The organism is Nocardia gipuzkoensis, from assembly GCF_021183645.1.
Taxonomy (GTDB): Bacteria; Actinomycetota; Actinomycetes; order Mycobacteriales; family Mycobacteriaceae; genus Nocardia; species Nocardia abscessus.
Genome location: NZ_CP089225.1, coordinates 6703319 through 6726018, shown reverse-complemented (window position 1 = coordinate 6726018; position 22700 = coordinate 6703319). Strand labels below are relative to the sequence as shown.

The following is a 22700-nucleotide window of genomic DNA, read 5'->3' as shown; positions in this document are numbered from 1 at the left end:
CCCCGTGCGCAGCAGATCAGGGTGCCCGCCTCAGCCGGATGTGACCGCGGCCCGGCGCTCGGTCACGGTGTCGTCTGCCTCTGGTCGGATACGGAACACGTTGTCCCAGTGGGAGTCCAGCCGCTGTTTCGCCTCATCGAGCGGCAGCGCGCCGAGTGTGCCGTGCTCGTGCTCGAGGAGAAGTTCCCATTCCCGGAGTCTCCGAAGCCCATCGCGGATCTGGAAGTCGAAGGTGGTCCCCCACCGTCGGCGGAACCAGTCCTCCACTCGTTGATCGAGTTCGGCCGCGGTGAGCGGGCGGTCGGCCGTGCGCAGGAAGTGGTAGGCCAGGACGGCTTCCTTCACCTCGGATTCCTCGGCAGCACCGAGCAGATGGTGGAACACTCCCGCATCGTTGTCGAGATTGCGGAAGTAGAGGTGTTCCGACAGCGTCTTCATCAACTTGATCTTGCGATTTTTGAACTTGGAGAACTGCCGCACCAGGTAACCGCCGAAGGCGGCCAACCCGGCGCCGAGGGTGATCAGCGTGGCCTGGTCCAGCCGCACGGATTCCTCGCGCAGCCCGATCCAGAACGCCAGCATCAGTACCAGCGGCCCCAACGACGCGACCAGCTTGGTGACGACCACGACGATTCCGGAGACCACCGCGGGCACCCCGATCAGCAGCTTGTCCAATGGCCGCATCCGCACCCGGACGCTCGGATACAGCATCTCGAGGTCGTTCTTCGGAACGTTCTGGAACAGCTTCAGCAGCACACCGCCGTTGGGCCGATCCGCGACCGCCCCCGGACGCGCGGTGAATGCGATGTACACCAAAACCTTGCCGTAGCTGGTGAATTCGATGCTGCGCCGCCGCAAACCGAACAGCCACCGCACCTGTTCGGTGCGCTGCGACACCCCGCGACGGAAGAACATCGCGGTATCGATGTCTTCCTCGTCGATCTCCAAACGCACCTTCACCAGGGAGTACTCGGCGAACGCGCGCTCGATCTCAGCGGCATCGATACGCCTGAAATCCGCCGCCTCGGCCAGCGCGACCAACTCACCTTCCACCCTCGCCCGCGCCGCCGCGCGGTCCTCGGCCGTAGCGGCACGCAGCGTCCGCTCATCCTCCGCGGGATCGACCAGCTGATAGGCATCGAGCGCAGCCTCACCGCGCACATGGAACTCGTAGTGCACCACCGCCGCCAGCAGACGCGCGAACTCCACAAACGACTCGCGTTCCGAGTCGGGGAGTTCATCGGCACACAGAGAGATCACCGCGCTCTTGCGGAACGGCAAGAAGTGTTCGGCATCCATCGGCAACTCCTCTCGACGGACCTGCCCGTCGGCCATAACCATAGGAGGAAACGGCACCGTACATTCTTGCCGCCTGGTGGGATCTACTTCACGGTGATGGTGATCGTCTTCGTCCGCGTCTCGGCGGGCAGCTCGGTGGTGTCGACCATCAGCACCTCACCCGAGTCCTGCACGCCGTTGGCGAAGAGCTTGGCCTTCAGTCCGAACGGCGGCTGGTCGCCGGTGGCGGCCGCGATGCCGAAGTCGCTGTCGTCGGCGATGTAGAGGGTCCTGCCGCCGTCGCGGGTGGCGACGCCCTCGATCTTGTCGTGGCCGAAGAACTCACCGTCGGCGTCGAGGCCGTCCAGCAGGCCGCCGAGGTCCAGGCTGGACTTCTTGGCGACAGGGGTGATGCCCGCCTTCCGGAGCGTGGCGACGCCGTCGGCGGTGGGCACGGCGCCGACGAGGAGTTCCAGCGGCTTGCCGTCCACCAGCAGGCCCAACTCCGGATCGTATCGCGCGCCCTGGACCTTCGCCTGCGGGCCGACATCGGTGGCGCCGGTGATGTCGATGGTCCACAGCTTCTTGTTCGCCTTGGGCGGTTTGTTGCCGTCGCGTTCATCGACCAGGAAGGTGGTGTCGCTCAGCGCCGTGATCTCGGAGACCGCGAGTTTCTGCTTCGGATCCTCGAGCGGATACACGAATTCTCCGACATTCCGGGTCTTCAGATCCACGGTGACGATCCGCGTCATGGGCACCTCACGCGCCGACGCGACACCCGGCTCGCTCAGTGCGCTCTGCACGATGCCGACCAGCGTGTTGCCGTCCGGCGTGACGGTGAGCCCCTCCATCCCCTGGTTGGGGGTGCGCAACGAAAGCTCCTTGGGCAGCCCGCGGCCCGGCGCCAGCCGCTCCAGCTCGGTGCCGTTGGCATCGAAGTGCACGAGGAACGGGCCATACTCGTCGGACACCCAGAAGCTACCGTCGGGCATCGCCACCAGGCCCTCGCTGTCGATGCCGTGATCTGTGGGCGGCAGGATGGCGCCGTCGAGGGCGCGGATGGTCTCGCCGGTGCCTGCGGAGGTGTCGACCAGGCCGTTGAACGGCAGGCCCGCCGAATTCTTCAGAGGGATGGTGTTTTCCAGCACCGCCTTGGTGCCGACCAGCTTGAACTTCGCGATCGTGGGCGTGAAAGACGGTACCGGCGTGAGCTTCTCGTTCTTGCCCTTGCCGTCCACATTCGGCCCACGGTCGGTGAGACCGTAGAACTCGTCGGTCGATCCGGGCACCGGGGTGAACGCCGACCCGTACCCGCTGCCCTGCAGGCTCACCCCGCCGAAGTCACCGAGCGGTGGAATATCGGTGGTGAACAGCTTCACGGCGTCGGTGGTGGTCACGGTGATGCTGTCGGACCCGGTGTACCCGGCCGCCGGCGTGTACACCACCGCACCGTCGGTGCGCCGGGTGATCGTGCCGTGCTGCGGATCGGCGATCCCGACCGCCGCGCTGCCGCCGGTCTGGGCGAGCAGATCGTCCAGCGAGATCACCAAGGGCTGATCCCTGGTTGCCGTGAAGTCCCTCTCCGAACTCGACGACGAGCATGCGGACAGAACGGCGCTCGCGCATACGGCCACCATGACGACTGCGCTTCGGGTACGGCGGTGCATTCTCACCAGCGTTGCGTACCGACCGCGCCCGACCACCAGCCGGCATCGAGCTGAACTCGAGCCGTCCATCCCCACAACCATCCGATCATTCTGCCGTGTCCCCGGCCGTGAAACGTGGCCCCCGCCAGTGCCACGTCCGGTCTCCGAAACCGGTGCGCTCGCGCAGATCCTCACCCACGGCTGGCCCGGTTCGCTCCTGGAATTCCTCGACGTGATCGAGCCGCTGTCGCGTCACTTCCACCTGATGATTCTGTCCATCCCAGGTTCCGGCTTCTCCGGTCCGACCCACGAGCGCGGCTGGGACATCGTCCGGGTCGCGAGGGCCTAGGCCGAGCTGATGCGCCGCCTCGGGTACGAGCGCCCCTGCACTCGCGTGGGTCCCGTGGCAGTTCGCAGGCACCCACGCGAGTGACGGATTCAGCTGAGGCGCGGGTAACGGTCGCCGACGAGTGCTTGTCCGGGCTCCCGGTCCGGCACCTTGTCCTGATACCACGAATCCGGGTTGGGGCGATAGACCGCCTCTGCGTCCATGTACACCGATGCCAGTGAAATCCGCGTCGCCTCCGTATGATTCGCACCGGCCGAGTGGACCAGCCGAGAGTGGTGGAAAGTGCAGTCACCGGCCCGCAGCGGAACTGTCACTCGGGGCCACCACCGCAATTCCGGTCGCACGTCGAACGGCTCACCGTCCGCGGGGACCGTGTCGCCGGGCCAGCGGTGTGATCCCGGAAGGAACGTCAGGCATCCGCGCTCCACGGGCACGTCGACCAGCGCCACCCAGGCGGTGAGGGTGACCGGCGCCGCCGCGATGGGGAAGGCGGGTTCGTCGATGTGCAAGGGTGTGGGGGCGCTTCCCGACGAATGCTTGCGCAGCAGTTCGGATTTGAACATGCGTAACGGCCTCCCGGCCAGACGCTCGGCGATGGCGGTGATCTCGGGGTGCAGTGCGAGCGTTCGCATCCGCACACTGGCGTTCTCCGGTTCGGCGACCCAATCCATCACGTTCCCACCCTCGGGCGCATCCCAGGAGACCGTGGGCTGCTGGTGCAGTTGGGAAAGGGCTTCGGCCAGGAACTCGTCCACTTCCGTCGCATCGAGTACTCGTGGAATGTGGACGTAGCCGTCTCGGCGGTACCGCTCGACGAGATCGGCCGGAAGGTTCTGTGCTGCCGTGATTTCGCCGCCGCTGCGACCGGGATGCTCGGTTGTTTCAGTCACGAAACGTACGATAGGACCGGCTTAGGGCGAGTCACGTCCTAAGCGGATACCGCTCCGCGCCTCGCCCCATACCGTAATACCTGCGTACCATTCGCTCATAGACACGGGCCGGGACCAGCCTGCGAGTCCAGAAGGACAAGCGGACGTCTCGGCCACAGAGGTAGGACTGCCGTGGCCGGTCCGCCGCCAGGATCATCGCGACCTTCCGGGCCACTGCCGCGGCGGGCTGCCCGGCGGCCAGATAGCCGCGCACGAGGTCGAGTACAGCGGCGCGGTCGTGGTCGTACACGGCGATCGGGGTAGCCACGTGCACCGCCGTGTCGATGATCGGAGTGACCGTCCAACCGGGAATGAGCACCGAGACGTGCACGCCGGACCCAGCCATCTCCATTCGCGCGGCCTCGCCGATCCGTTCCACGGCCGCCTTGGTGGCCGAATACCACCCGCCGTACGGCTCGGCGATAGCGCCCGCTCCCGAGCTCACGACGATCACCCGGCCTTCGCCCTGGTCGCGGAGGAATGGAAGCACTGCTCGCAGCACGCGGTGGGTGCCGAGCACGTTGGTGTCGTACAGCGCCGCGGCCTCCTCCGGTGTGGTCTCCTCGACCGCGCCGACGACGCCGTATGCCGCGAACGTGACGACCGCGTCGATCCGGCCCCGCCGGTTGTGCGCGTCGCGTACCCAGCGGTCCACCGCCTCGGCGTCACCCACGTCGACCTGAGCGATGCCCGGCGCGGCCGTCCGATCGCATCCGTCAACCGTATATCCCAGCGCGGCAAGATGTTCCGCCGTAGCCGCGCCCATTCCGTTGGCGGCGCCGGTGATGAGCACGACTGTCACGCCGCACACACCTTCAGCACCCGCGGCAGAACCTCCAGCCGCGCCGACTCCACCATCGTGATCTCACCGTCCAGTTCCAGTGGCGCCGGACGATCGGGCCGCAGGTCCACCACCGCGTCCCGGTAGCACACCGCCAGCCGCGACCGCCGGAATCGCCCGGCGTACAGCCCGGCGACCAGGCCGAGGGTCCGCAGCCTGCCCGCTTCGGCCCAGATGTTCACGTCGAACCGGCCGTCGGTACGGGTGACCGCGGTGTCGTAGTGCATGCCGCCGGCGAAGTGCACGCTCTTGAGCACGCCGATGTTCGTGATGGGGGCGGCGTGCATCCAGTCGCCGCCGCGCACCGCGACCGGCAGCGGCCGATGCGTGGCGATGGTGGCCAGCGCCGTGGCGAGAATGGCGGCATCCACGCTGCGCGACTTGAGCCAGCCGATCAGCCCGGCGGCCTGGTTGAACGAATGATTGCCCGCCGCGACCAGTCCCATACTGGCGTTGAGCAAGAAGTAGCGCACGGCGCGGGTGCCGTCGGCCAGCAGCACGCTGGCCTTGCCCACGTCCACCAGGTCGGCGCGCGCCGCGTCGATCCGCACCGGAACGGACCCCACGCGTGCGCTGTCGGGCACCGGTTTGTGGAAATCGTTCGAGCTGCCCAGCCCCACCGCGCCCAATGCTGAGCCGACGGCGCGCGGGCGGTCGGTGGCAGGGTCCATGAGGGCGTTCAGCACCAGGTTCACCATGCCGTCGCCGCCCGCGGCGACCAGCACCGCCGGCGGGTCCGGACGGGTGACGGCCGCTCGCACGAGTTCCGTGGCGTGCCGCGCGTCGGCGGGCAGTTCGACCGACAGGTCCGGGTGCTGTGCGCGCAGCACGGATTCCACCGGCTTCCAGCGCCATAGTGCGGTGCCCGCGTTCGATCGCGGGTTCAGGACGACGAGCACGAATCCTCCTCGATGCCGAGCCATCGGCGTAGTGCGCGCTGGTCTCCGGTCGTGATCAGTCCGGTCCGGGCCACAGCGAGTGGAATATCGGTTGTCCGCGCGCCCAGCAGGAACACCGGGATCCCCAGTAGCGCGGCGGGTCCGTCGTCGGCCGGGTCGTTGCCGACCATCACGCAGTCACCCGCCGCCGCGCCCAGCCGATCGAGCAACTCGCGATAGAAATCGGGCCGTGGCTTGGCGCGGCGCATCGTCTCGCCGCTGGTAATGAAGGCGAACGAGGTGAGATCGTGTCCACCCCAGCGGATCCTGGCTTCGACGGTGCTGCGCGGCCACAGCGGGTTGGTCGCGACCACCTGACGCGCACCCGCCTCCGCCAGCTCGCGCACCGCCGCCACCGCTGCCGGTCGCGCCGGGAAGCACGCTCGCAACCGAGCGAATTCGACCTCTGCCAGCCGGGCCAGGCGGGCTTCCACCACGTCGCGGCCGGTGCCGACGCGCTCGGCGAGCAGCCGCAGCATCAGCTCCGTGTTCGTATGTTCGGTGTCGTTGACGCGTACGTCGCGCAGCGTGCGACCCAACAGCGGCAGGAAACGGTGCGGTGGCACGAGATCGCGGAATACCCAGGCCGCTCCCGCGGGCATCAGCGTCGCGAAGGTGCGCCGCCGCTGCCCGATCAACGTACCGTCCAGATCCCACAGCACGGTCGGTCGTGGGCTCATTCCTGGCTGTCCAGTACTGCTTGCAGGTCCGCTCTGGTCAACCCGAGGCGGGCGGCGTACTCGTCGACGCCGAGCGGCGCGGGCTGCGCACCGCCGAGCCCGGTGCGGGAGCGGAACTCGCCCGCGTATGCCGCGCCGAGATCGTAGACCGTTTTGGCCAGCGCGGCCGGAAACAGCCACCGGCCTAGGTCGCGCTGGAACACCCGGGTCAGGCGGTAGGGCGCGATCAGGCGGGCGCCGACGGCGGAAAGAGCCCCCGGGTCGCGCATCGAGTTCATCCGGGCCGCCTCCGCGCCGGGGACCAGCAGCAGCCCGGACCACAACCGCCGGAAGCCGTCCAGTTTCTCCCACGGGTCGGCGGTCATGTTGAACTCGGTGTAGGCCTTCTCGATTCGGGAGGTGTGCGTGGAGCGGCTGCGCAGCAGCGTATGCACGTCAGCGATCTTGCGCGCGGTGTCGGCGCGGGTGAATCGGTCCACGCGCGGCGCGATCCGGTCCAGCAGCATGGCGAAGTGCGGGTCGGGCACCAGCCGGTGGGCCAATGCGAGGGCGTGATACATCAAGCCTTCGCTGCCTGCCGCCGCGATCTGCGCGGCCAGCAGGTCGTAGTCCAGGTCGGCGCCCGCATAACGGGCCAGGTTCCAGATGTCACCGAGCTCGCGTACACCCGTCTTGTAATAGGGCAGGTGGATGCCCAGATGGTGCAGGTTGTCCTCGTGCGCCATCGCCCAGGCGGGGACGCCGTGGAAGTCGATGGGTCGCACGCGTTTCCAGATCGCGGCGTAGTCGACGGTGTAGGGCGCCAGCGGCGTGATCAATCCCCAGTGCGTGCCCACCACGAGCGCGCCGTCGCGGGAGACGAACGACGGCAGGTGGTGGGATCGCTCGGTCCGCGCCTTGGGCGCCTTCCCCAGCAGCTCCGAGGTCGCGAAAAGACCCAGCTCACGGTAGATCTCGACGGCCACGTCGATCTGGTCCGGTTCCAGCAGGATGTCCAGGTCGTTCATGCGTTTGTAGCGCGGGTCGTGGTAGATCTCGGTGGCGAAAAGCATGCCTTTGAGCACCACGCAGCGCACGCCGCGTTCGTCGAAGCGCCGCAGCAGGCGCATCGCACCGGCCAGGCGGCGGTCGTTCGCGGTCGCGATCCGCTCGGTCGCGGCGTCGAACCGTACCCGAACCAGTAGCGGGACGAGCGGATACACCTCGGCGGCGATCAGCGAGCGCCGCACCAGCGGGACAGTCGCGTTCAGCTGAGCCAGCTCGAAGAAGGCCGCCCAATCGGTGACCCGGTGGGCCAGCTCGACCAGCGCGGCACGTTCCTGTTCGGTGGGTGTGGCCAGCGCGGCGTGCACCAGCAGCCGATCCGCCTCCGACCCACCCGCGGCGATCATGATGTCGGTCATGTCAAGCGATCCCTTCCTGTTCGGGATGGAAGCCGAAGCGGCGGGCGACGACGTCGATACGGTCCAGCGCGTGGTCGAGGTGGTCGCGGGTGAGGGTGGCCATCATGCTGATGCGCAGGCGCTGCTGGTCGCGGGGCACGGCCGGGAACTCGACGCCGTTGACGAACACACCTTCTCGGTGCAGGGCGGTGACCACGTCGGCGACGGCGAGACGCTGCGGCACGAGGAGCGGGATGATCGCGGTCTGGGGGTCGACGGCGAAGCCCATGGCCCGCAGACCGCGCACGAAATATCCGACGTTGTCGTGCAGTCGCGCCACCCGCTCGGGATGGGCGGCGAGGAAGTCGATCCCCGCCAGCACCGCCGCGACCACCGAGGGTGCGAGCGCGGCGGAGAACATGTAGGAGCGGGCGAAGAAGCGCAGGGTGTCCACCAGGTCTCGGGATCCGGCGACGAAACCACCGGTGCCCGCGAAGACCTTCGAGAACGTGCCCATGGTCAGTTCCACCGCTCCCGGGCCGAGCCCGAAGTGCTCAGCGGTGCCGTGCCCGCGCGCGCCGAGCACTCCGGTGCCGTGCGCGTCGTCCACGGCCAGCCACGCGCCGAACGCGTCGCACAGCGCGCGGATCTCGGCCAGCGGCGCGATGTCGCCGTCCATCGAGTACACGCCCTCGACGGCCACCACGACGTTCGCACCCGGGTTGCGCCAGCGGATCTGCATCAGCCGGTGGCGCAGGTGCCGCAAGTCGTTGTGCGCGAAGGCCATCGAACGCACGCGACCGAGCTGGATGCCGTCGTAGAGGCTGGCGTGGTTCTGCTCGTCGTAGAGCAGCACATCGCCTTTGCGCAGCAGACCTGTCACCCAGCCGACATTGGCGGCATAGCCCGAGGAGAAGACCATGGCGTCCTCGCAGCCCTTCAGCTCCGCCAGCCGTTCCTCGAGCCGTCGGTGCAAGGTGGTGGTGCCGTTGAGCAAGGGCGGGCCGCCGTGTCCCACACCGTATTCGCGGATCGCGGCGATGGCCGCCTCGACGATGGACGGTTCGTTGCCGAGGCCGAGATAGTTGTTGGACCCGAGCATGATCAACGCGTCGGTCGAGCCGGTCGCCGGATCGCGCACCGGCACGACCGCGCCGGACGGCCCGGCCACTTCCCGCAACACGAACCCGCTGTCGCGAGCGTGCTGGGCATACGGCCGGAATTCCGCGAAACGCTGTTCGAACGTGTGCGCGGCGGGGTCGAGGTAGTGCTCCAGGCTGAAGTTCTCGCCGTGGGCCAGATCAGGTGCGGTCATCGTGGTTGCTCCTGCCCGAGTGTCACGGTTCCGGCGCGGCCGTCCAGCACCAGTACGTCACCGCTTTCGATCAGGCCGGTGACTCCCGGAACGCCGACGACCGTGGGGATACCGAGTTCGCGTCCGATGATGGCGGTATGGGAAAGGAGGCTGCCCCGTTCGCTGACCAGGCCGCCCGCGGCGACCATGAGGAACACCCAGCCCGGGTCGGTGGTCGAGGCGACCAGGATCTGTCCGTCGATCGTGACGTCCGGATCCGGGGTGCGCAGAACCAGCGCGGGCGCCTCGACGCGGCCGGGGGCACAACCGATTCCGTGCAGTACTCGCGCTCCGGCGGCCACACTCTCGCCCGGTTCCTCCAGCGCCACATCCGCTATTCCCGCCGCGGCGATCCCCGTCGTGACGATGCGGGAGGGCAGTCGTTCGGCGCGCCAGCGCTCGTAATCTGCCTTGCGCACGGCGACGGTACGGGTGGTGTCGGCGTCCACCGCCGTTCCGCGGGTGAGGGCCGCGATCTCCTCGTAGGTGAGCCAGAAGATATCGCGTGGATCGCTCAGCAGGCCGTCGGTGTGCAGTCGCCTGCCGTACTCCCGGAACACCCGCTTGACCAGACCGAAGGAGCGGCTTCGGCCCAGCCGCATGTTCTCCCGCTGCTTCACGTGCTCGCGCGCGAGCCGGAGGGCGAATCGAAACCCCCAGCGCCGCAGTTTCTGACCTGCGAACAGGTCGTCCGCCGCGCGCTCGGCGGCGTGGCGGATCGCCTGCTCGCGCGCGATCATGTCGTCGGCGTTCTGTCCACCGCGCAGATAGTTGCGCAGCATGGGCACCAGTCGTTCCGGATGCTCGCCCAGTGGATCGGTCTCCAGCTTGAGTTCGTCCACGGTGCGGTCGCCGAACTCCGTGATGTGGCGCAGGCAAGCCGCGTGGAAGTTCGCGAACCGGTCCTCCGACAGAGCCGTCCAGACCTCGTACGGGGTGGCCGGGCCGTCGAACAGCGCGCGCAACGCCGAGTCGGCGCGCACCTGCGCGGTCAGCGCCAGTGCCGACCGCACCGGATCGACGCTGTCCACACCGTCTTCGCCGCAGAACAACTCGTTACGCAGGGTGAGCGCCGCGTCCTCGGCAAGGCCGGCTTGTCGCAACTGCAGTCCGACCACATGGAACATCTGCTGAGCGAGGAAGTCGTTGAAGATCTGCACCGAGTACGCGGGCACGAGCTCGTCGAAGAAGCGTTCCGTCCAGGCCAGCAGCGCGTGTGCGTCGCGTTCGCGCTCCGGTGTTTCCTGGTCCAGTCTGCGCTCGAGGTCGGCCGTGGCCGCCGCCAGCGCGGTGAAGAACGCGCGCAACCGCCGTGGCAGACGCAGCCAACCGAGCAAAATGATCGCGAACACCCGCAACCGAAGCGCGGTCGCGCGTAGCCGGGCGATGCCACGGGCCGGTGGGGGCGGCCGCTGGTATCGGTTCTCGATATTGAGCGCCGCCTCCCACCCTTCGATGGCGAAGTCCATACCGGGTATCTCGAGGAACAGCCGATACCAGTTGCTGATGTTGTAGTAGATGCGGCCGCGTGCGGTGGCGACCAGATACGGATACAGATCTGCGGCGTTGCGGTCCACGATCCGCGCGGTGGCTCCGAAATCGCGATGACAGGCGCGGAAGACCCGCTCGTAGGCGGCCCGCAGCACGGAGAAGGTCAGCGGGCTCGACAGCCCCGGATACGATTCGGCGACATTGACGTTGTCGAAGACGGTTTCGCGCGCACCGGTCGCCGTGACCGGTCTGGCCTGCAACAGGTGCAATCGCCCGTCGGCCGTGTAGGCGAACTCGATGTCCTGCGGCGCGCCGAAGTGGCCGGCGAGTTCGCCTGCTACCTTCGCCAATTCGCGAATTCTCGGGTCGGAGAGTGCCGCGTCGGTCACCGGGACGGCGAGTTCCTCGACGGCGGTCCCCGGGCCATTACGCGAGGGCACCACGCGGCTGCGCTTCTCGGCGACGATCCGAGAGGTGATGGCGCCGGTGTCGTGGTCGATGAAGTAGGTGTCGCAGTCCACCGTGCCCGCCACCACGCCCTCGCCCAGTCCGAGCGCGGCCGCTACGACCGCTTCGGACGGGTCTCCGGTCTGCGGATTGCAGCTGAACACCACCCCGGAGACGACGCTGTCGAGCAGCACCTGAACCACCACGGCGCAGGCGACCGGCGCGTCGTCCAGACCACGACGCGCCCGGTAGAACAGTGCGCGCTCCGACCATGCGGAGGCGAGCACCGTGCCGATCGCGGCGGGCAGACCGGCCGCCGGGACATTGAGCACGGTGTCGAGCTGTCCGGCGAAGGAGTCGGTGGCCGAATCCTCGCCGCGCACCGACGAGCGCACGGCGAATCGCACGTCGGCCGCGGCAGCTGATCCGGCGCCGGACAGTTCGGCGACCGCGGTGTCGAATTCGGCCGCGATGTCCCCGGGCAGCGGTTGTCCCTCGACGAGTGCACGAATCCTGGTCGAGACGGACCGCAGTGCGGCCGGATCGTGGGGGTCGAGCCCAACCAGCAAGTCGGCGACGGCAGCGGCGGACGGGGCCAGTAGCCGTGCGCACGTGTCGGTGCCCAGCACGACGAACGGCGGCACATGATGCCCGGCAGCCCGCAGCCTGGCGAGGTTGGCGGCCTTGGCGCCCGCATGCGCGGCGGCCGCCGGGTCGGCTGCGAGCGTTTCGGCGCGCTGGATCGCGCCGGTGGTGGTACTGGTCATCGTGCGGCCTCCTGTCTGGCCCGGGTCGCCGGGACGGCGCGCTCGCGCCGGGTCAACCGGACCAGGACCGGGTCGGGGGTGTTGGAGATCTCGGGGCGCTCACGCACCCGCATCCCGTTCACCAATTCGATGTCGTAGCGCGACAGCAGCATCGCGAGACCTACCCGGATCTCGATCAGCGCCATCTGCTGGCCGACGCACAGATGCGCGCCCCAGCCGAAGGGGAAGTACCGGAACGGCGGGCGTGCCCGGTTCCGCTCCTTCGTGAACCGGTCGGGATCGAAGGTCAGCGGCGCATCCCAGAACCGCGGCAGCCGATGGTTGACGAACGGGCTGATCACCACGATCGCGCCGGGCCGCAGGTCGAACCGGTCGAATCGGTCCGGCTCGAGTGCGGTGCGGCTGAACGCCCACGCCGGAGGATGCAGGCGCATCGCCTCATCGATCACGCGGCCGGTGAACTCCAATCGGGGCAGCGCGGCCCGCACGGCGTCCGGATCGTCCGGCGCGTCCGGCAGCGCGTCGATCTCCGCGCGCACCCGCTCGAGCACCGCCGGGTGGCGGCCCAGTTCGTAGATCGTCCAGGCCAGTGCCCCTCCGGTGGTCTCGTGACCGGCGAGCAGGAAGGTCAGCACCTCGTGCCGCAGTTGCTCGTCGTCCATCGCGTGCCCGGCGTCGTCGCGGGCGGCGAGCAACCGGGCGAGCAGGGAGTGGGCGTCGTCGGTCTGCCGGTGCCGCCCGATCACCTCGTCCACCACTCGGTGCAACCGCCGCCGCACCGCATGCAGGCGCCGGTTACCCGGCGTCGGGAGCCGCGGCGGCACCTGGACCGGTGCGGCCATGTGCCGCATGACCCACGAAACTCCTTGACGCACATCGTCTTCGATTTGCGGGAGCACACCGTCGAGGTCCGCTCCGAGTACCGCGCGGCACACGACGTCGGCGGCGAACCCCATCAACTCGGGCACCAGGTCGAAGACCGCGCCGTCGTCGGCCCGCGCGTCCAAGCGGGTCCGCAACCGTTGCCCGCATTCGACCATGAGCGGGATCTCGGTCTCCACGTGACGGCGCGCGAAGACCGGCTTGATCAAGGCGCGCTGCCGTTTCCACAGTTCGCCGCCGCTGGTCAGCAGGCCGGGGCCGAGCAAATGGTTGAGGCTTCGGTAGCTGATTCCTTTCTCGTAGCGCCCCGCGTGGGTGACCAGCACCTGTTCGATGTGCTCGGGTTCGACCAGCAGGTGTACGTGCTGGTGCGCCAGCCGCAGCCGGACGCTGCCGTAGCCGAGCGCGGACTCGTAGAACAGGCTGAGCGGGTCGGCCCGGTAGCGGGCGTAGGCGCCCAGTGGATGTCGGAGGGCCGGCCCGTCGAGGCGGCGATCGCCGGTTCTCGGCGGCGGTGTCATCGCGCCTCGCCTCCCCCGCGCCCGGCGCCGACCAACTCGTCCGCATCGTCGTTCAGCAGAGTCCGCGCCGCGGCACGCTGAACCTTGCCACTGGTGGTTTTGGGGATGCTGCGCGGCGCGACGATCCGAACACCCGCGGCCAGCACTCCGGTGCGTTTGCTCACCGCGGCGCGCACCGCGCGGGCCAGCGCGCCGTGACCGGTCGGCGCCTCGGCGGATTCGACGATCAGATGCAGCTCTTCCGATCCGCTCCCGGCATCGGTTCGCCCCACCGCGACCACGCCACCCGGTCGCACGCCCGGCACCTGCTCGGCGGCTATCTCGAAGTCGGTGGGCAGGTAGTTCGCGCCGCGGATGATGATCAGGTCCTTGCGTCGCCCGGTGATCCGCAATCGTCCATCCCGCAGGTAGCCGATGTCGCCGGTGTCCCACCAGCCGTCCACGCGGGTGGCGGCGGTGGCTTCGGGCAACCGGAAATAGCCCGGTGTGGTGGATGGTCCACGGAATTGCACGCGGCCGATCAGATTCGCGCCGCGCGGTGAACCGTGCTCGTCCACCACGCGGACCTCGGTGCCCACCACGGGCGCACCACAGTCCACGATGTCGAGCGCGTCGCCGTCACCGGCCGGAACGTCCACTGCTATACCGTCTTCGGCGAGTGTTCGACGGGAGACCGCGTCGAACGCGATCGGCGCGCGGGGATCGGACACGGTCACCGCGAGTGATGCCTCGGCCAGCCCGTAGCACGGCACGAGCGCGTCGGCGGGAAGTCCCCAGGCGCCGAACCGGTCGACGAACCGCCGCACCGTGGGCGGGTGGATCGGTTCGGCGCCGCAGAACAGGAAGCGCCATCCGGACAGATCCACTCCGTCGAGTTCGCTGTCGGCGATCCGCGCGGCGGCGTAGCCGTAGGCGAAGTTCGGTGCGGCTGTCAGGGTTCCGCGATGCCCGCTGACCGCGCGCAGCCAGTCCGCCGGGTGGCGCAGAAATCGGTTCGGCGGGATCAGCACCGCGTCGATGCCGCGGAACAGCGGTGTGAGGAATCCGCCGATCAGGCCCATGTCATGGTGCAGCGGCAGCCAGCCGACCCAGGTGTCGCCGGGCCCGATCGCGGCGGCGCGGGCGATCTGCTCGCAATTGGCGGCCAGATTCGCGTGAGTGACCTGAACCCCCTTCGGCGTACCGGTCGAGCCGGAGGTCGCTTGGATGAACGCGAGATCGTCCGGTGCGGGCAGGTGGGGCGCGAGCGCCGGAGCGTCCGGTGTGCGAGCCAGCGCATGTAGCGACGAGGCGTCGATCGCCGCCACCGACGCGGGCAGCGGCAGCGTGGTGACCACCGCTGAGTTGCTCACCACGGCCGTCGGCTCCAGATAGGCCAGCAGCCGCTCGAATCGGTCCAGGAATAACTCCGCGGCCCCGAAGCCACCCGGGGTGGCGATCGCGGTGGGCACCGCACCGAGCAGCAGTGCGCCGAAGAATGCTGTGACGAACTCCGCCGAGGTGGGCAGGCACAGCAGTACCCGGTCGCCCCGGCGTACCCCACCGGCGGCCAGACCCGCCGCCGCGCGGCTCGCGACGGTCAAGAGATCATCGTGCCGCCAATGGATCTCGTCGTCCTGGTGCGCCGTGGCGCGCTCGGCGAGGATGATCGTCGATGCCGCCGCCACACCTCGCTCGCCGGCCGCCAGCAGCGCGTGCACGATGCTCGGATGTTCGGGGCGCAGTTCCCCGGATGGTGTGGTCATGTCTGGTCCTTGACGTAGCGCACGATCGTGGCGACCGTGGTCAGCCGGACGGCGACGTCCTCCGGGATGCTCACGGAGAAGGCTTGTTCCAGCTGAATGGTGAGTTCGATGGCGGTCGGCGAGTCGAGTCCGTAGTCGATCAGCGGCGCCACCGGGTCCAGGTCGGCCGCGGGCACCCACAGCACCTCCCCGACGATCGCGCGGACCCGCGCCTCCAGATCGGCCGAGCCGATGTCGTCGCGTGTGCTCATCTGAGCAACTTCCCTTCCGTCACGCAGGCGCGCACCGATTCCTCGAGGTCGACGTCGTCGCCGGTGTCGATGCGGTGGAATGCCACCTCCGGGAACGCGCTCGCGAGGGTCTCGCGCACCTGTTCGTAGCCTGCGCGCAGAGCGGTCAGCCGCTCGGTGGTCTCGTGGGCCTCGACGGGTCCGCGGCCCGACCGCTGCACACAGCGCGCCGCGGCCTGCTCGGGCGGGGCGTCCAGCCACAGCACGGCATCCGGCAGCGTGGTGCGGAACCGTTCGGCGAACCCGGACACCGCGCCCGCGATGTCGCGACTCACCAGCTCCGCGATCTCCGACAGCAGCAGCCACGGGTCCGGCGAGCTGCCCAGCCGTGCGGCCTGGGCGTGCTGCCACGCCAGGATGTCGGCGAAAGTGCCGGGCCGGTGGCGCTCCAGCACCGCGGCGATCTCGTCCTGCCGCTCGCGGCAGCGCCCGTCGGTGCCCGCCAGCGCGACGTACAGCGGGCCGTAGACGAGCAGTTCGATCAGCGGATGCCGTTCGCACACCAGCACATCCGGTGACCAGGTGCGCAGAAAGTGCTGTTCCACCGGCCCGAACAGGGTCATCTGCAGGTACATCGCGGTGGCCTTCATCGCCACGTCGCCGATCTCGTCGCAGCCGACACTGAATGCCCTGAGCTGCCGGGACAGCTCGGTGAGCGGAACGTTGCCGGTGTCGTGGAAATCGGGACAGGTCATCGAGGCGAACCCGCCGCCCTCGGATTCCTCCGCCAGCCCGCGGAGCGCGGCCAGGACCGACGACTTGCCCGCCCCGTCGATGCCGACCAGGGCCACCCGGCGGGTGTGCCCGCTCATCGGTCGTCCTCGCGCAACTGGTTGAGCACGGCCGCGGTGATCTCGGCCTGCTCCGCCGTGCCGTCGAGCCGGATCCACCCGAACTCGTCCGACAACGCGTCGAGCGCCTCGTGGCTGCGCTGCTGGAAGGCCAGGAACGACTCCTCGTCGCCGTAGCCGCTTTCGTAGTCGCTGCGCAACCGTTTGCGGCCCAGCGCGTCCTGCGGCCGCACGGCGAGGTAGAAAGTGCGGTCGGGTTCCGGGAATCCTGCCGCCAAGTTGCGCAGTACGACCGGATCGCCGCCGTGGGCGACTTCGGTGGCGTAGTACTTGTACCAGTACGCGTTGGCGAGCAAGATGTCCGCGCCGCGTTCGGCGGCCAGGTCCAGTGACAGCTGCATGGCGTGGAACAGGAAGTGCGCGCGGCTGAGCGGGGTCAGCAGCTGGAGGTAGCCGTAGATCTCGGCGGGATCGCGCCAGGGCAGTTTCGAGGAGATCTTCGGATCGAGGAACGCGTCCCAGATCGTCACCGCGGCGACGCTGTGTCCCTGCGCCTCGAATTCGGCGGCGATCCTGGCCACCTGGGTGGTTTTGCCCGAGCCGTCACCACCCGCGAGGCAGATGAGACGTTTACGTGCGGTCAGTGTCGTGTCCTTTCCCGTACCGCGTGGGACGCGGGGTGCTGCGGCAAGATCTGATGGGGTCGTGCCTGTTTCCCGGATCACGCGATCCGGCGGCGAGACCGCTTCGGGCTCGGCGCGCGTGGCGATGTCCGCACGCGGCTGGTCGGCGACCGACTCGGCCGGGGCGGCGTGGTCCGTCGCGGGAGCCGCGACGAGGTCGGCGTCCAGGATCCGCACCACTCCCGCGCTGCCGTCGATCCGGATGCGCTGACCCGATTTCACGGCGTTCGTCGCACCCGCCACATTCAGCACGGCGGGAATGCCGTACTCGCGTCCGATCACGGCGGCGTGCGACAGCATGCCGCCCACCTCGGTGACCACACCGGCAACCAAACCCAACGCGGGAGTCCAGCCCGGGTCGGTGAAGCGCGTGACGAGGATGTCACCCTCGCGCAATTGGTCGATGCCGGAAAGCGCGGTGATCACCCGGGCCGTTCCCTCGGCAACTCCGGGACTGCACCCGAGGCCGGTCAGGTCACCGTCGGCGACGGCGCGCACCGCCGCGACGGTCACGCCGCCACCGAGTTCGTGCGGTGGCGTCAGATCGCGGTATCCGGCGTACATCGCACGGCGATAGGCGAGCACGGCCGCGAGGGCAGCGGCGTCCACTCGGCCGGCGACCAGATCGGTCAGCTCGTGGATGGTCAGCTGGAACGCGTCGTCGGCGCGTTCCAGCGCACCCGCGGTGGCCAAACGGGTGCCCGCTTCCACCACGTAGGCGCGCACGACGGCGTAGCACTGCGAGGAGAATTCGCGCATCCGCTCGCGGGCGACGAGATACCGTCGCATCCGCTCGATCTGCTTGTCCAGCGCCTTGGCGTACCGCACCCGCGTGGTCGGCCGGGCACGGACCCGGGCGCGGACCGCGGCCAGTTCGGACTCGTAGCGTTTGCGCTGCTCCACCAGCGTGGTCGCGGGATCGGCAGGCGCGGTACCGTGCTCGAGCATCACCGCGATCATCGATCGCACCCGCTGCGGGTCCTCCGACCAGCGCGGGCAGGTGAGGTCGAGTTCGGCGTCGGCGTGGAAGCCTTGCTCGGCGAGGAAAGCCGCGAGCGCGTCGTCCCACGCCGGGCCGTCCAGCCCGGATTCCTGTGCCACCCGGTGCAATTCGACGATGCCGCGTTGCAGCGCCATGTGGCTGATCTCGGCGAGACCACCCATCAGGTCGATGGCCGAGCTGGTCGCGCCGGTGGCTGCGTCGACCTTGTCCAGCAGCTGTTTGAAATCGGTCTGCACGCTGGAGTTGTGATAGATCGTCGTGAAGTAGGTGCGCTCGGTCGCGGCGTGCAGCGTGAGCAGGCAGTCGGCGAGATCGGCGGCGAAGGTCGCCTCGTCGGTGTGCGGTAGCGCGCGCACCCGCTCCTGCCATGCCTCGTACTTGGCGGGCCAGCTCGCGGCGAACCTGTCGACGGCGGCGAGCTGTTCGCGATAGCTGCGCTGCACCGCCAGCGCCACGGGCAGGGCGCGGGCGATGGTCAACGGCGTGTTCGGCGTGCGAATCGGCCCGTCGGGGCCGTATTCGTTGAGGACGCCGAGGTCGTCGTCGAAATGCTGCTCGTCGAAACCCGGAATGCGCTGGAAGCATTTCTTCACCGCGCTCACGTTCCAGTAGGCCCGGCCGTAGTACATGGCCATCCAGTCCGGCTCCGCACCCGGACCGGCCAGGCCGAGCCCTTCGAAGAACCGTTGCATCGAGTATTGGAAGGCGTTGTCGTACAGCGAGAACATCATCGGTGTGCACACCCGGGCCGAGACGCCGCCGTCCCGCAGGTCCGCGTCGGAGAACTGGTCGATGTCGGTGCGCCAGCTGATCGCGGTCACCGCACGGGATTGCAGCAACCACAGCGCGCCGTCGCCGTCGATCGCCCATTCGATGTCCTGCGGCCGATGGCGGCGGGCCTGCACCGCGAGCAGCAGCGCCGCCAGCGCTGTGGTGTCGGCGGCGGTGAGCTGGACGTCCTCGTCGCCCGCGTCGCGGCTCACCACCCCGCCGTCGGCCAGACGCAGTGTGTAGCGAGTCGGTGTGACCTGCCCGGAGACCAGGCGCTCACCCACACCGTGGCAGGTCTCCAGCACGGCGTGCTCCTCGACGCCGGTGAGCACATCAATGCTGAAACCGACTCCGGCGCAGCGGGCCTCGACCATGCGTTGCACAAGGACGGCCACCGTCGCGTCCGTATCGGCCATTCCACGCCGGGACAGATACGCCCGCACGCGCTCGTTCCGCACCGATGCGCGGCATCGCTCGATGTGCGTCCGCAGTGCGGCCGGGTCGGCGATGTCCAGATAGGACTCGTACTGGCCCGCGAAACTGGCATCATCGAGATCCTCGAGTACGCCGCTGGAGCGCACGGCTACCGGGAACCCGCCGATGGCCCGCACCCAGTCGGCCAGCTCGTCGTCGGAGACGCCGTCCAAGTCCAGGTCGGCGGGCACGGCGAATCCGGGTGGGACCGCGAAGCCGTCGGCCAGGAGTTCGTGCAGTGTGGCGGCTTTACCGCCCGCGCGGGCCGGGGAGAAGTCGGCCGCGCCCAGGAACATCGGGGCGGACGCGGTGGCGGGAGTGATCACGGTGGTGGCTCCTGTCGGAAGCAGAACCGGGCGTACGTCGTGGCGAGCGGCCAGACTCCGCGCCGAACGGACGCCGGCCACGGTGAGCGCTCCGTAGGACGGGCTCGCGGTGCGCGGCTCGAAGCCGAGCAGCAGCGTCTCGGCCATGCACGCGTACACGATTCCCGCGGGCAACCCGGTTTCGGGAAAGGGAGGGGTCTGGCCCAGCGGCAGCGCCATGCGGCCGCCGTCGAGCAGGGTGAGGTGCGGATGCTCGGCGACCGCCGGGTCCACGTCCCCCGGTACGGCCAGATCGCAGATCAGCACCGGGTGATCGGCGGCGAGATGCCGTGCGGTGATCAGCGGCTCCGCCGAGTTGGTGGCGGCCACCACGACCCGGCAGTCCCGCAGGTCGGCCAGATCCTCGCTCACGACGATCTCGCCGGGCAGTCCGGCGGCCACGCGACGCAGGCGTGCCCCGGCGCCGGACCTGCCCACCAGGACCAGCGAGTCGGCGAGCGGGGCGAGCAGTTCGGCCATGACCGCGCCGATGTTGCCGAGTGCGCCGAGGACGCCGACCCGCCGCTGTCCCGGCGGAAGTGCGGTCAGTTCGGCGCTGAGCACCTCGTAGGCGCAGGCCGCGGTCAGCGAATTGCCGGAGGTGACCGTGACGGTGTCTTCGGCCACCTCGCGAGCGGCATCGGTGACGATCGAGGTGTAACCGCCCAGACCGATCACCGTGGCCCCGGCCGCGACGGCCTGTTCCACCGCGTGCCACACCAGTTCGCGCAGATAGGTCCGCTCGCCGGCCCGCTGGTGCGCCACGATCTGCCCGGCCGTCAGCGGCAGTGCGAGCAACAGCATCTCGACCTCGGCGCCGGTCGGTGAGCAGATCGTCTGCCTGGTCAGCTCGAACGGATCGGCGACGGCGCGCAGACGTTCGAACAGGGCAGCGAATTCCGGGTCGGTCCAGCTCGCCAGCTCGGGGGCCAACCGGCGTAGATCCGCGGTCTCGGGCAGGTTCGCCAGGAACGCCACGCGCAGCGGTGCGCGTGGATCCCGCGCCGGTGGGGTGTCGGCCCGCCGCGGCAGCGGAGCGCGGTCCGGCGCAGTGGTCTTCGTGCTGACCGGGGCCGCCAGGTGCGCCAGGAGCCGGTCGTAGCGGCCGCGGTGCAGCAGTGCGGCGACGTCGTCCAACGCTTCCGTCAGCCGCGCCATGCCGGCTTCGGTGACGAAGGCCGAGGGCTGGACCCGCAGCGTCGTAGGCGCCGAGAGCGTGGGCAACATGCGGATCGCGTGCCGGTGCAGCAGATATCCGGCCACCACGTAACCGAACATGTCGGGCGCGCAGATCTCGTGCAGCAGGGCCGAATCCGGCTCCGGCACCCGCAGCTGCACGCCCTGGAGGAGACCGCGCCCACGCACCGCGACGATCTCTCGCGGCCAGCGGCGGGCCACCTCGTCCAGCCGTGACCGTAGCCGCGCTCCCGCATCGCTGATCCGGATCTGATTGTCGCGCAACAAGTCCAGCGCGGCATCCGCGACCGTGGCCGACAGTTCGTCGTCGGCGAAGGTGGAGGTGTGGTAGCGACCGAAGTCGGCGACGGCGTGCGTGCGGTCGACCAGCAGCGCGGCGATCTTGACCAGCCCGCCGCCGAGCGATTTCGACATCAGGTAGTAGTCCGCCCGCACACCGGACGGCGCCGACGCCAGGAACGTGCCGGTTCGGCCCATGCCGCATTGGATCTCGTCGAAGACCAGCGCCGCCGCGTGCCGATCCGCGAGTTGGCGCAGGGCCAGCAGGGTTTCGGCGGGAACTTCACGCACGCCGCCTTCGCCCTGGACGGGCTCGGCGAACACCGCCGCGACGGGCGACAGACGCCGCCAGGTGCGTACGGGCGCGCCGTCGGCACCGAAGCCGATGACGCCCACCGTGCACAGCTCGTCCGCGAACGCGCCGGCCACCTCGTCCGGCGCCCAGGTAGCGAGCCGTCGCCGCTCCGGGCCGGGCACGACGAAGTCGGTCGGCGTATCGGCGTGTTCGGTGAGCGCGAAGGCGCCGACGCTTTTTCCGTGGAACGCGCCCGCGAGCGAGACGAACACCGGTCCGCGCTCGCGCAGCCGCGCGATTCGGTCCAGCGACTCGATGAGCACCGCCGCGGCGGTCCGCATCTCCGGGTCTCCGGCGGGCGTGGTCGGGCGCACGTCGTGCAGGCGGTCGCGCCGGAGCCGACGCAGCGTCCGCCGTATCTCGGCGTCCAACTCGGACAGGGCGCGTGCGTGCGCGACCGCGGCGTGCCGTATCGCCGCCTCGACCGCGTCGGCCCCGGTGGAACCGAAGGTCACCACATACTCCCGGCCGGTGCCCACGCCGACCGACTCGGACAGCCGCCGCGCCAACCGCGCGACACCGGGCCGGACACTGCCCTGCGCCACGAATGGCACCTGCTGGTTCAGCGTCGCCGTCGCCGCCCGCACCAGCGCCGGATGGTTGTGCCCGAACAGGGCGGCGCCGAAGCCGCCGACCAGATCCAGAACCCGGGTGCCGTCCGCGCGGACGAGATAATCGCCCTCCGCGGCGGTATAGACCACGTCCAGGTGACAGGCCCGTAGCAATCGGGCGAGGCCAGGGCGGTTGTACTCGGCGAAATCGCCGAAGGCGTCCGATTCGGTGGGCGGGATCTGTTCCTGCCGCCCGGTACGCGCGTTCACGCTCGCGCCCCGGCCCGCGTGACGCGGGCCGTCTTCGCTGTCACACACGCGATCACCTCGCGCGCGGTGTGCAGCGCCGCAGCCTCCTCGTCGGAGATCGCGATTTCGAACTCCCGCTCGAGCTCGACCACCAACTCCACCGACCGCACCGAGTCCAAGCCATAATCCAGCAAGGGTGTGTCGGGAGCTATTTCGGTCGTGCGCAGGCCGCGCGAGAATATCGCGAGCACCCGTTGCGTCAGAGCATCGGATTCATTCATTCAGCGCCTCCTCCACCGTCGCGGCGGTCCTTTCTGCACGCACGGGACATATGTTCCGATCGAGGTTCATACGACCGTTTCGAACCAGATCTACCCAGTTCAGTGCAGGTTTCTTGGCCTGCCGAGTCCGCGATCACTTACCCTCCGATATCCGCGAACGG

The 22700-nt window shown here is 69.2% G+C and carries 16 protein-coding genes; 1 reads left to right on the top strand and 15 read right to left on the bottom strand.

What is annotated here, in order from left to right:
- Nucleotides 1-30 precede the first annotated feature (30 nt).
- Together LTT66_RS30700 and LTT66_RS30695 are read right to left on the bottom strand one after the other, a co-directional pair.
- Nucleotides 31-1299, bottom strand: a complete 1269-nt coding sequence (locus tag LTT66_RS30700; RefSeq protein ID WP_233062031.1) for a TMEM143 family protein — start codon at nt 1297-1299, stop codon at nt 31-33.
- Between the two features lie 83 nt (nt 1300-1382).
- Entirely contained in the window at nt 1383-2825 is a 1443-nt protein-coding gene (locus LTT66_RS30695) for an esterase-like activity of phytase family protein (protein WP_332909697.1), read from the bottom strand.
- 247 nt (nt 2826-3072) lie between these two features.
- On the opposite strand from LTT66_RS30695, the gene LTT66_RS30690 reads away from it, so the two are divergent.
- Nucleotides 3073-3273 (top strand): alpha/beta fold hydrolase, encoded by a 201-nt coding sequence (locus LTT66_RS30690; protein WP_233062029.1) that lies wholly within the window; start codon nt 3073-3075, stop codon nt 3271-3273.
- Between the two features lie 89 nt (nt 3274-3362).
- Here LTT66_RS30690 and LTT66_RS30685 read toward each other — a convergent pair whose 3' ends face one another.
- From LTT66_RS30685 to LTT66_RS30625, 13 genes are read right to left on the bottom strand one after another with little or no spacing between them, the layout of a single operon-like run.
- Entirely contained in the window at nt 3363-4163 is an 801-nt protein-coding gene (locus LTT66_RS30685) for a phytanoyl-CoA dioxygenase family protein (RefSeq protein WP_233062028.1), read from the bottom strand.
- A gap of 31 nt (nt 4164-4194) precedes the next feature.
- Nucleotides 4195-5004, bottom strand: coding sequence for an SDR family NAD(P)-dependent oxidoreductase (locus tag LTT66_RS30680; RefSeq protein ID WP_233062027.1), 810 nt, complete (start codon nt 5002-5004; stop codon nt 4195-4197).
- A complete protein-coding gene (locus tag LTT66_RS30675) occupies nt 5001-5942 on the bottom strand; it encodes a diacylglycerol/lipid kinase family protein (RefSeq protein WP_233062026.1) in 942 nt (313 codons plus the stop codon). Before LTT66_RS30675 ends, LTT66_RS30680 begins: the two co-directional genes overlap by 4 nt.
- Nucleotides 5927-6661, bottom strand: coding sequence for an HAD family hydrolase (locus LTT66_RS30670; RefSeq protein WP_233062025.1), 735 nt, complete (start codon nt 6659-6661; stop codon nt 5927-5929). Before LTT66_RS30670 ends, LTT66_RS30675 begins: the two co-directional genes overlap by 16 nt.
- Nucleotides 6658-8064, bottom strand: coding sequence for a nucleotidyltransferase domain-containing protein (locus tag LTT66_RS30665; RefSeq protein ID WP_233062024.1), 1407 nt, complete (start codon nt 8062-8064; stop codon nt 6658-6660). The genes LTT66_RS30670 and LTT66_RS30665 overlap by 4 nt, the downstream gene beginning before the upstream one ends.
- Before the next feature lies 1 nt (nt 8065).
- Nucleotides 8066-9358: an aminotransferase class I/II-fold pyridoxal phosphate-dependent enzyme gene (locus tag LTT66_RS30660; protein ID WP_233062023.1), complete on the bottom strand. Its 1293-nt coding sequence runs from the start codon at nt 9356-9358 to the stop codon at nt 8066-8068.
- Nucleotides 9355-12102, bottom strand: coding sequence for a PEP/pyruvate-binding domain-containing protein (locus tag LTT66_RS30655; RefSeq protein WP_233062022.1), 2748 nt, complete (start codon nt 12100-12102; stop codon nt 9355-9357). Before LTT66_RS30655 ends, LTT66_RS30660 begins: the two co-directional genes overlap by 4 nt.
- Nucleotides 12099-13505 carry a cytochrome P450 gene (locus LTT66_RS30650; RefSeq protein ID WP_233062021.1) on the bottom strand — a complete coding sequence of 469 codons (1407 nt, stop codon included), beginning with the start codon at nt 13503-13505 and terminating at the stop codon, nt 12099-12101. Before LTT66_RS30650 ends, LTT66_RS30655 begins: the two co-directional genes overlap by 4 nt.
- Nucleotides 13502-15250 (bottom strand): AMP-binding protein, encoded by a 1749-nt coding sequence (locus tag LTT66_RS30645; RefSeq protein WP_233062020.1) that lies wholly within the window; start codon nt 15248-15250, stop codon nt 13502-13504. The genes LTT66_RS30650 and LTT66_RS30645 overlap by 4 nt, the downstream gene beginning before the upstream one ends.
- On the bottom strand, nt 15247-15501 hold the full coding sequence (locus LTT66_RS30640; RefSeq protein WP_181719622.1) for an acyl carrier protein: 255 nt from the start codon (nt 15499-15501) through the stop codon (nt 15247-15249). The genes LTT66_RS30645 and LTT66_RS30640 overlap by 4 nt, the downstream gene beginning before the upstream one ends.
- Nucleotides 15498-16352: a nucleoside/nucleotide kinase family protein gene (locus LTT66_RS30635; RefSeq protein ID WP_233062019.1), complete on the bottom strand. Its 855-nt coding sequence runs from the start codon at nt 16350-16352 to the stop codon at nt 15498-15500. Before LTT66_RS30635 ends, LTT66_RS30640 begins: the two co-directional genes overlap by 4 nt.
- Entirely contained in the window at nt 16349-22327 is a 5979-nt protein-coding gene (locus tag LTT66_RS30630) for an aminotransferase class III-fold pyridoxal phosphate-dependent enzyme (RefSeq protein ID WP_233062018.1), read from the bottom strand. Before LTT66_RS30630 ends, LTT66_RS30635 begins: the two co-directional genes overlap by 4 nt.
- Complete coding sequence (locus tag LTT66_RS30625; RefSeq protein WP_233062017.1) at nt 22276-22539, bottom strand: acyl carrier protein; 264 nt, start codon at nt 22537-22539, stop codon at nt 22276-22278. The genes LTT66_RS30630 and LTT66_RS30625 overlap by 52 nt, the downstream gene beginning before the upstream one ends.
- Nucleotides 22540-22700: the final 161 nt, after the last annotated feature.

What these genes read in the sequence shown, in the direction of transcription:
- LTT66_RS30700 (WP_233062031.1), bottom strand. Translation starts at nt 1,299, where the DNA reads ATGGATGCCGAACACTTCTTGCCGTTCCGCAAGAGCGCGGTGATCTCT.
- LTT66_RS30670 (WP_233062025.1), bottom strand. Translation starts at nt 6,661, where the DNA reads ATGAGCCCACGACCGACCGTGCTGTGGGATCTGGACGGTACGTTGATC.
- LTT66_RS30665 (WP_233062024.1), bottom strand. Translation starts at nt 8,064, where the DNA reads ATGACCGACATCATGATCGCCGCGGGTGGGTCGGAGGCGGATCGGCTG.
- LTT66_RS30660 (WP_233062023.1), bottom strand. Translation starts at nt 9,358, where the DNA reads ATGACCGCACCTGATCTGGCCCACGGCGAGAACTTCAGCCTGGAGCAC.
- LTT66_RS30655 (WP_233062022.1), bottom strand. Translation starts at nt 12,102, where the DNA reads ATGACCAGTACCACCACCGGCGCGATCCAGCGCGCCGAAACGCTCGCA.
- LTT66_RS30650 (WP_233062021.1), bottom strand. Translation starts at nt 13,505, where the DNA reads ATGACACCGCCGCCGAGAACCGGCGATCGCCGCCTCGACGGGCCGGCC.
- LTT66_RS30645 (WP_233062020.1), bottom strand. Translation starts at nt 15,250, where the DNA reads ATGACCACACCATCCGGGGAACTGCGCCCCGAACATCCGAGCATCGTG.
- LTT66_RS30640 (WP_181719622.1), bottom strand. Translation starts at nt 15,501, where the DNA reads ATGAGCACACGCGACGACATCGGCTCGGCCGATCTGGAGGCGCGGGTC.
- LTT66_RS30635 (WP_233062019.1), bottom strand. Translation starts at nt 16,352, where the DNA reads ATGAGCGGGCACACCCGCCGGGTGGCCCTGGTCGGCATCGACGGGGCG.
- LTT66_RS30625 (WP_233062017.1), bottom strand. Translation starts at nt 22,539, where the DNA reads ATGAATGAATCCGATGCTCTGACGCAACGGGTGCTCGCGATATTCTCG.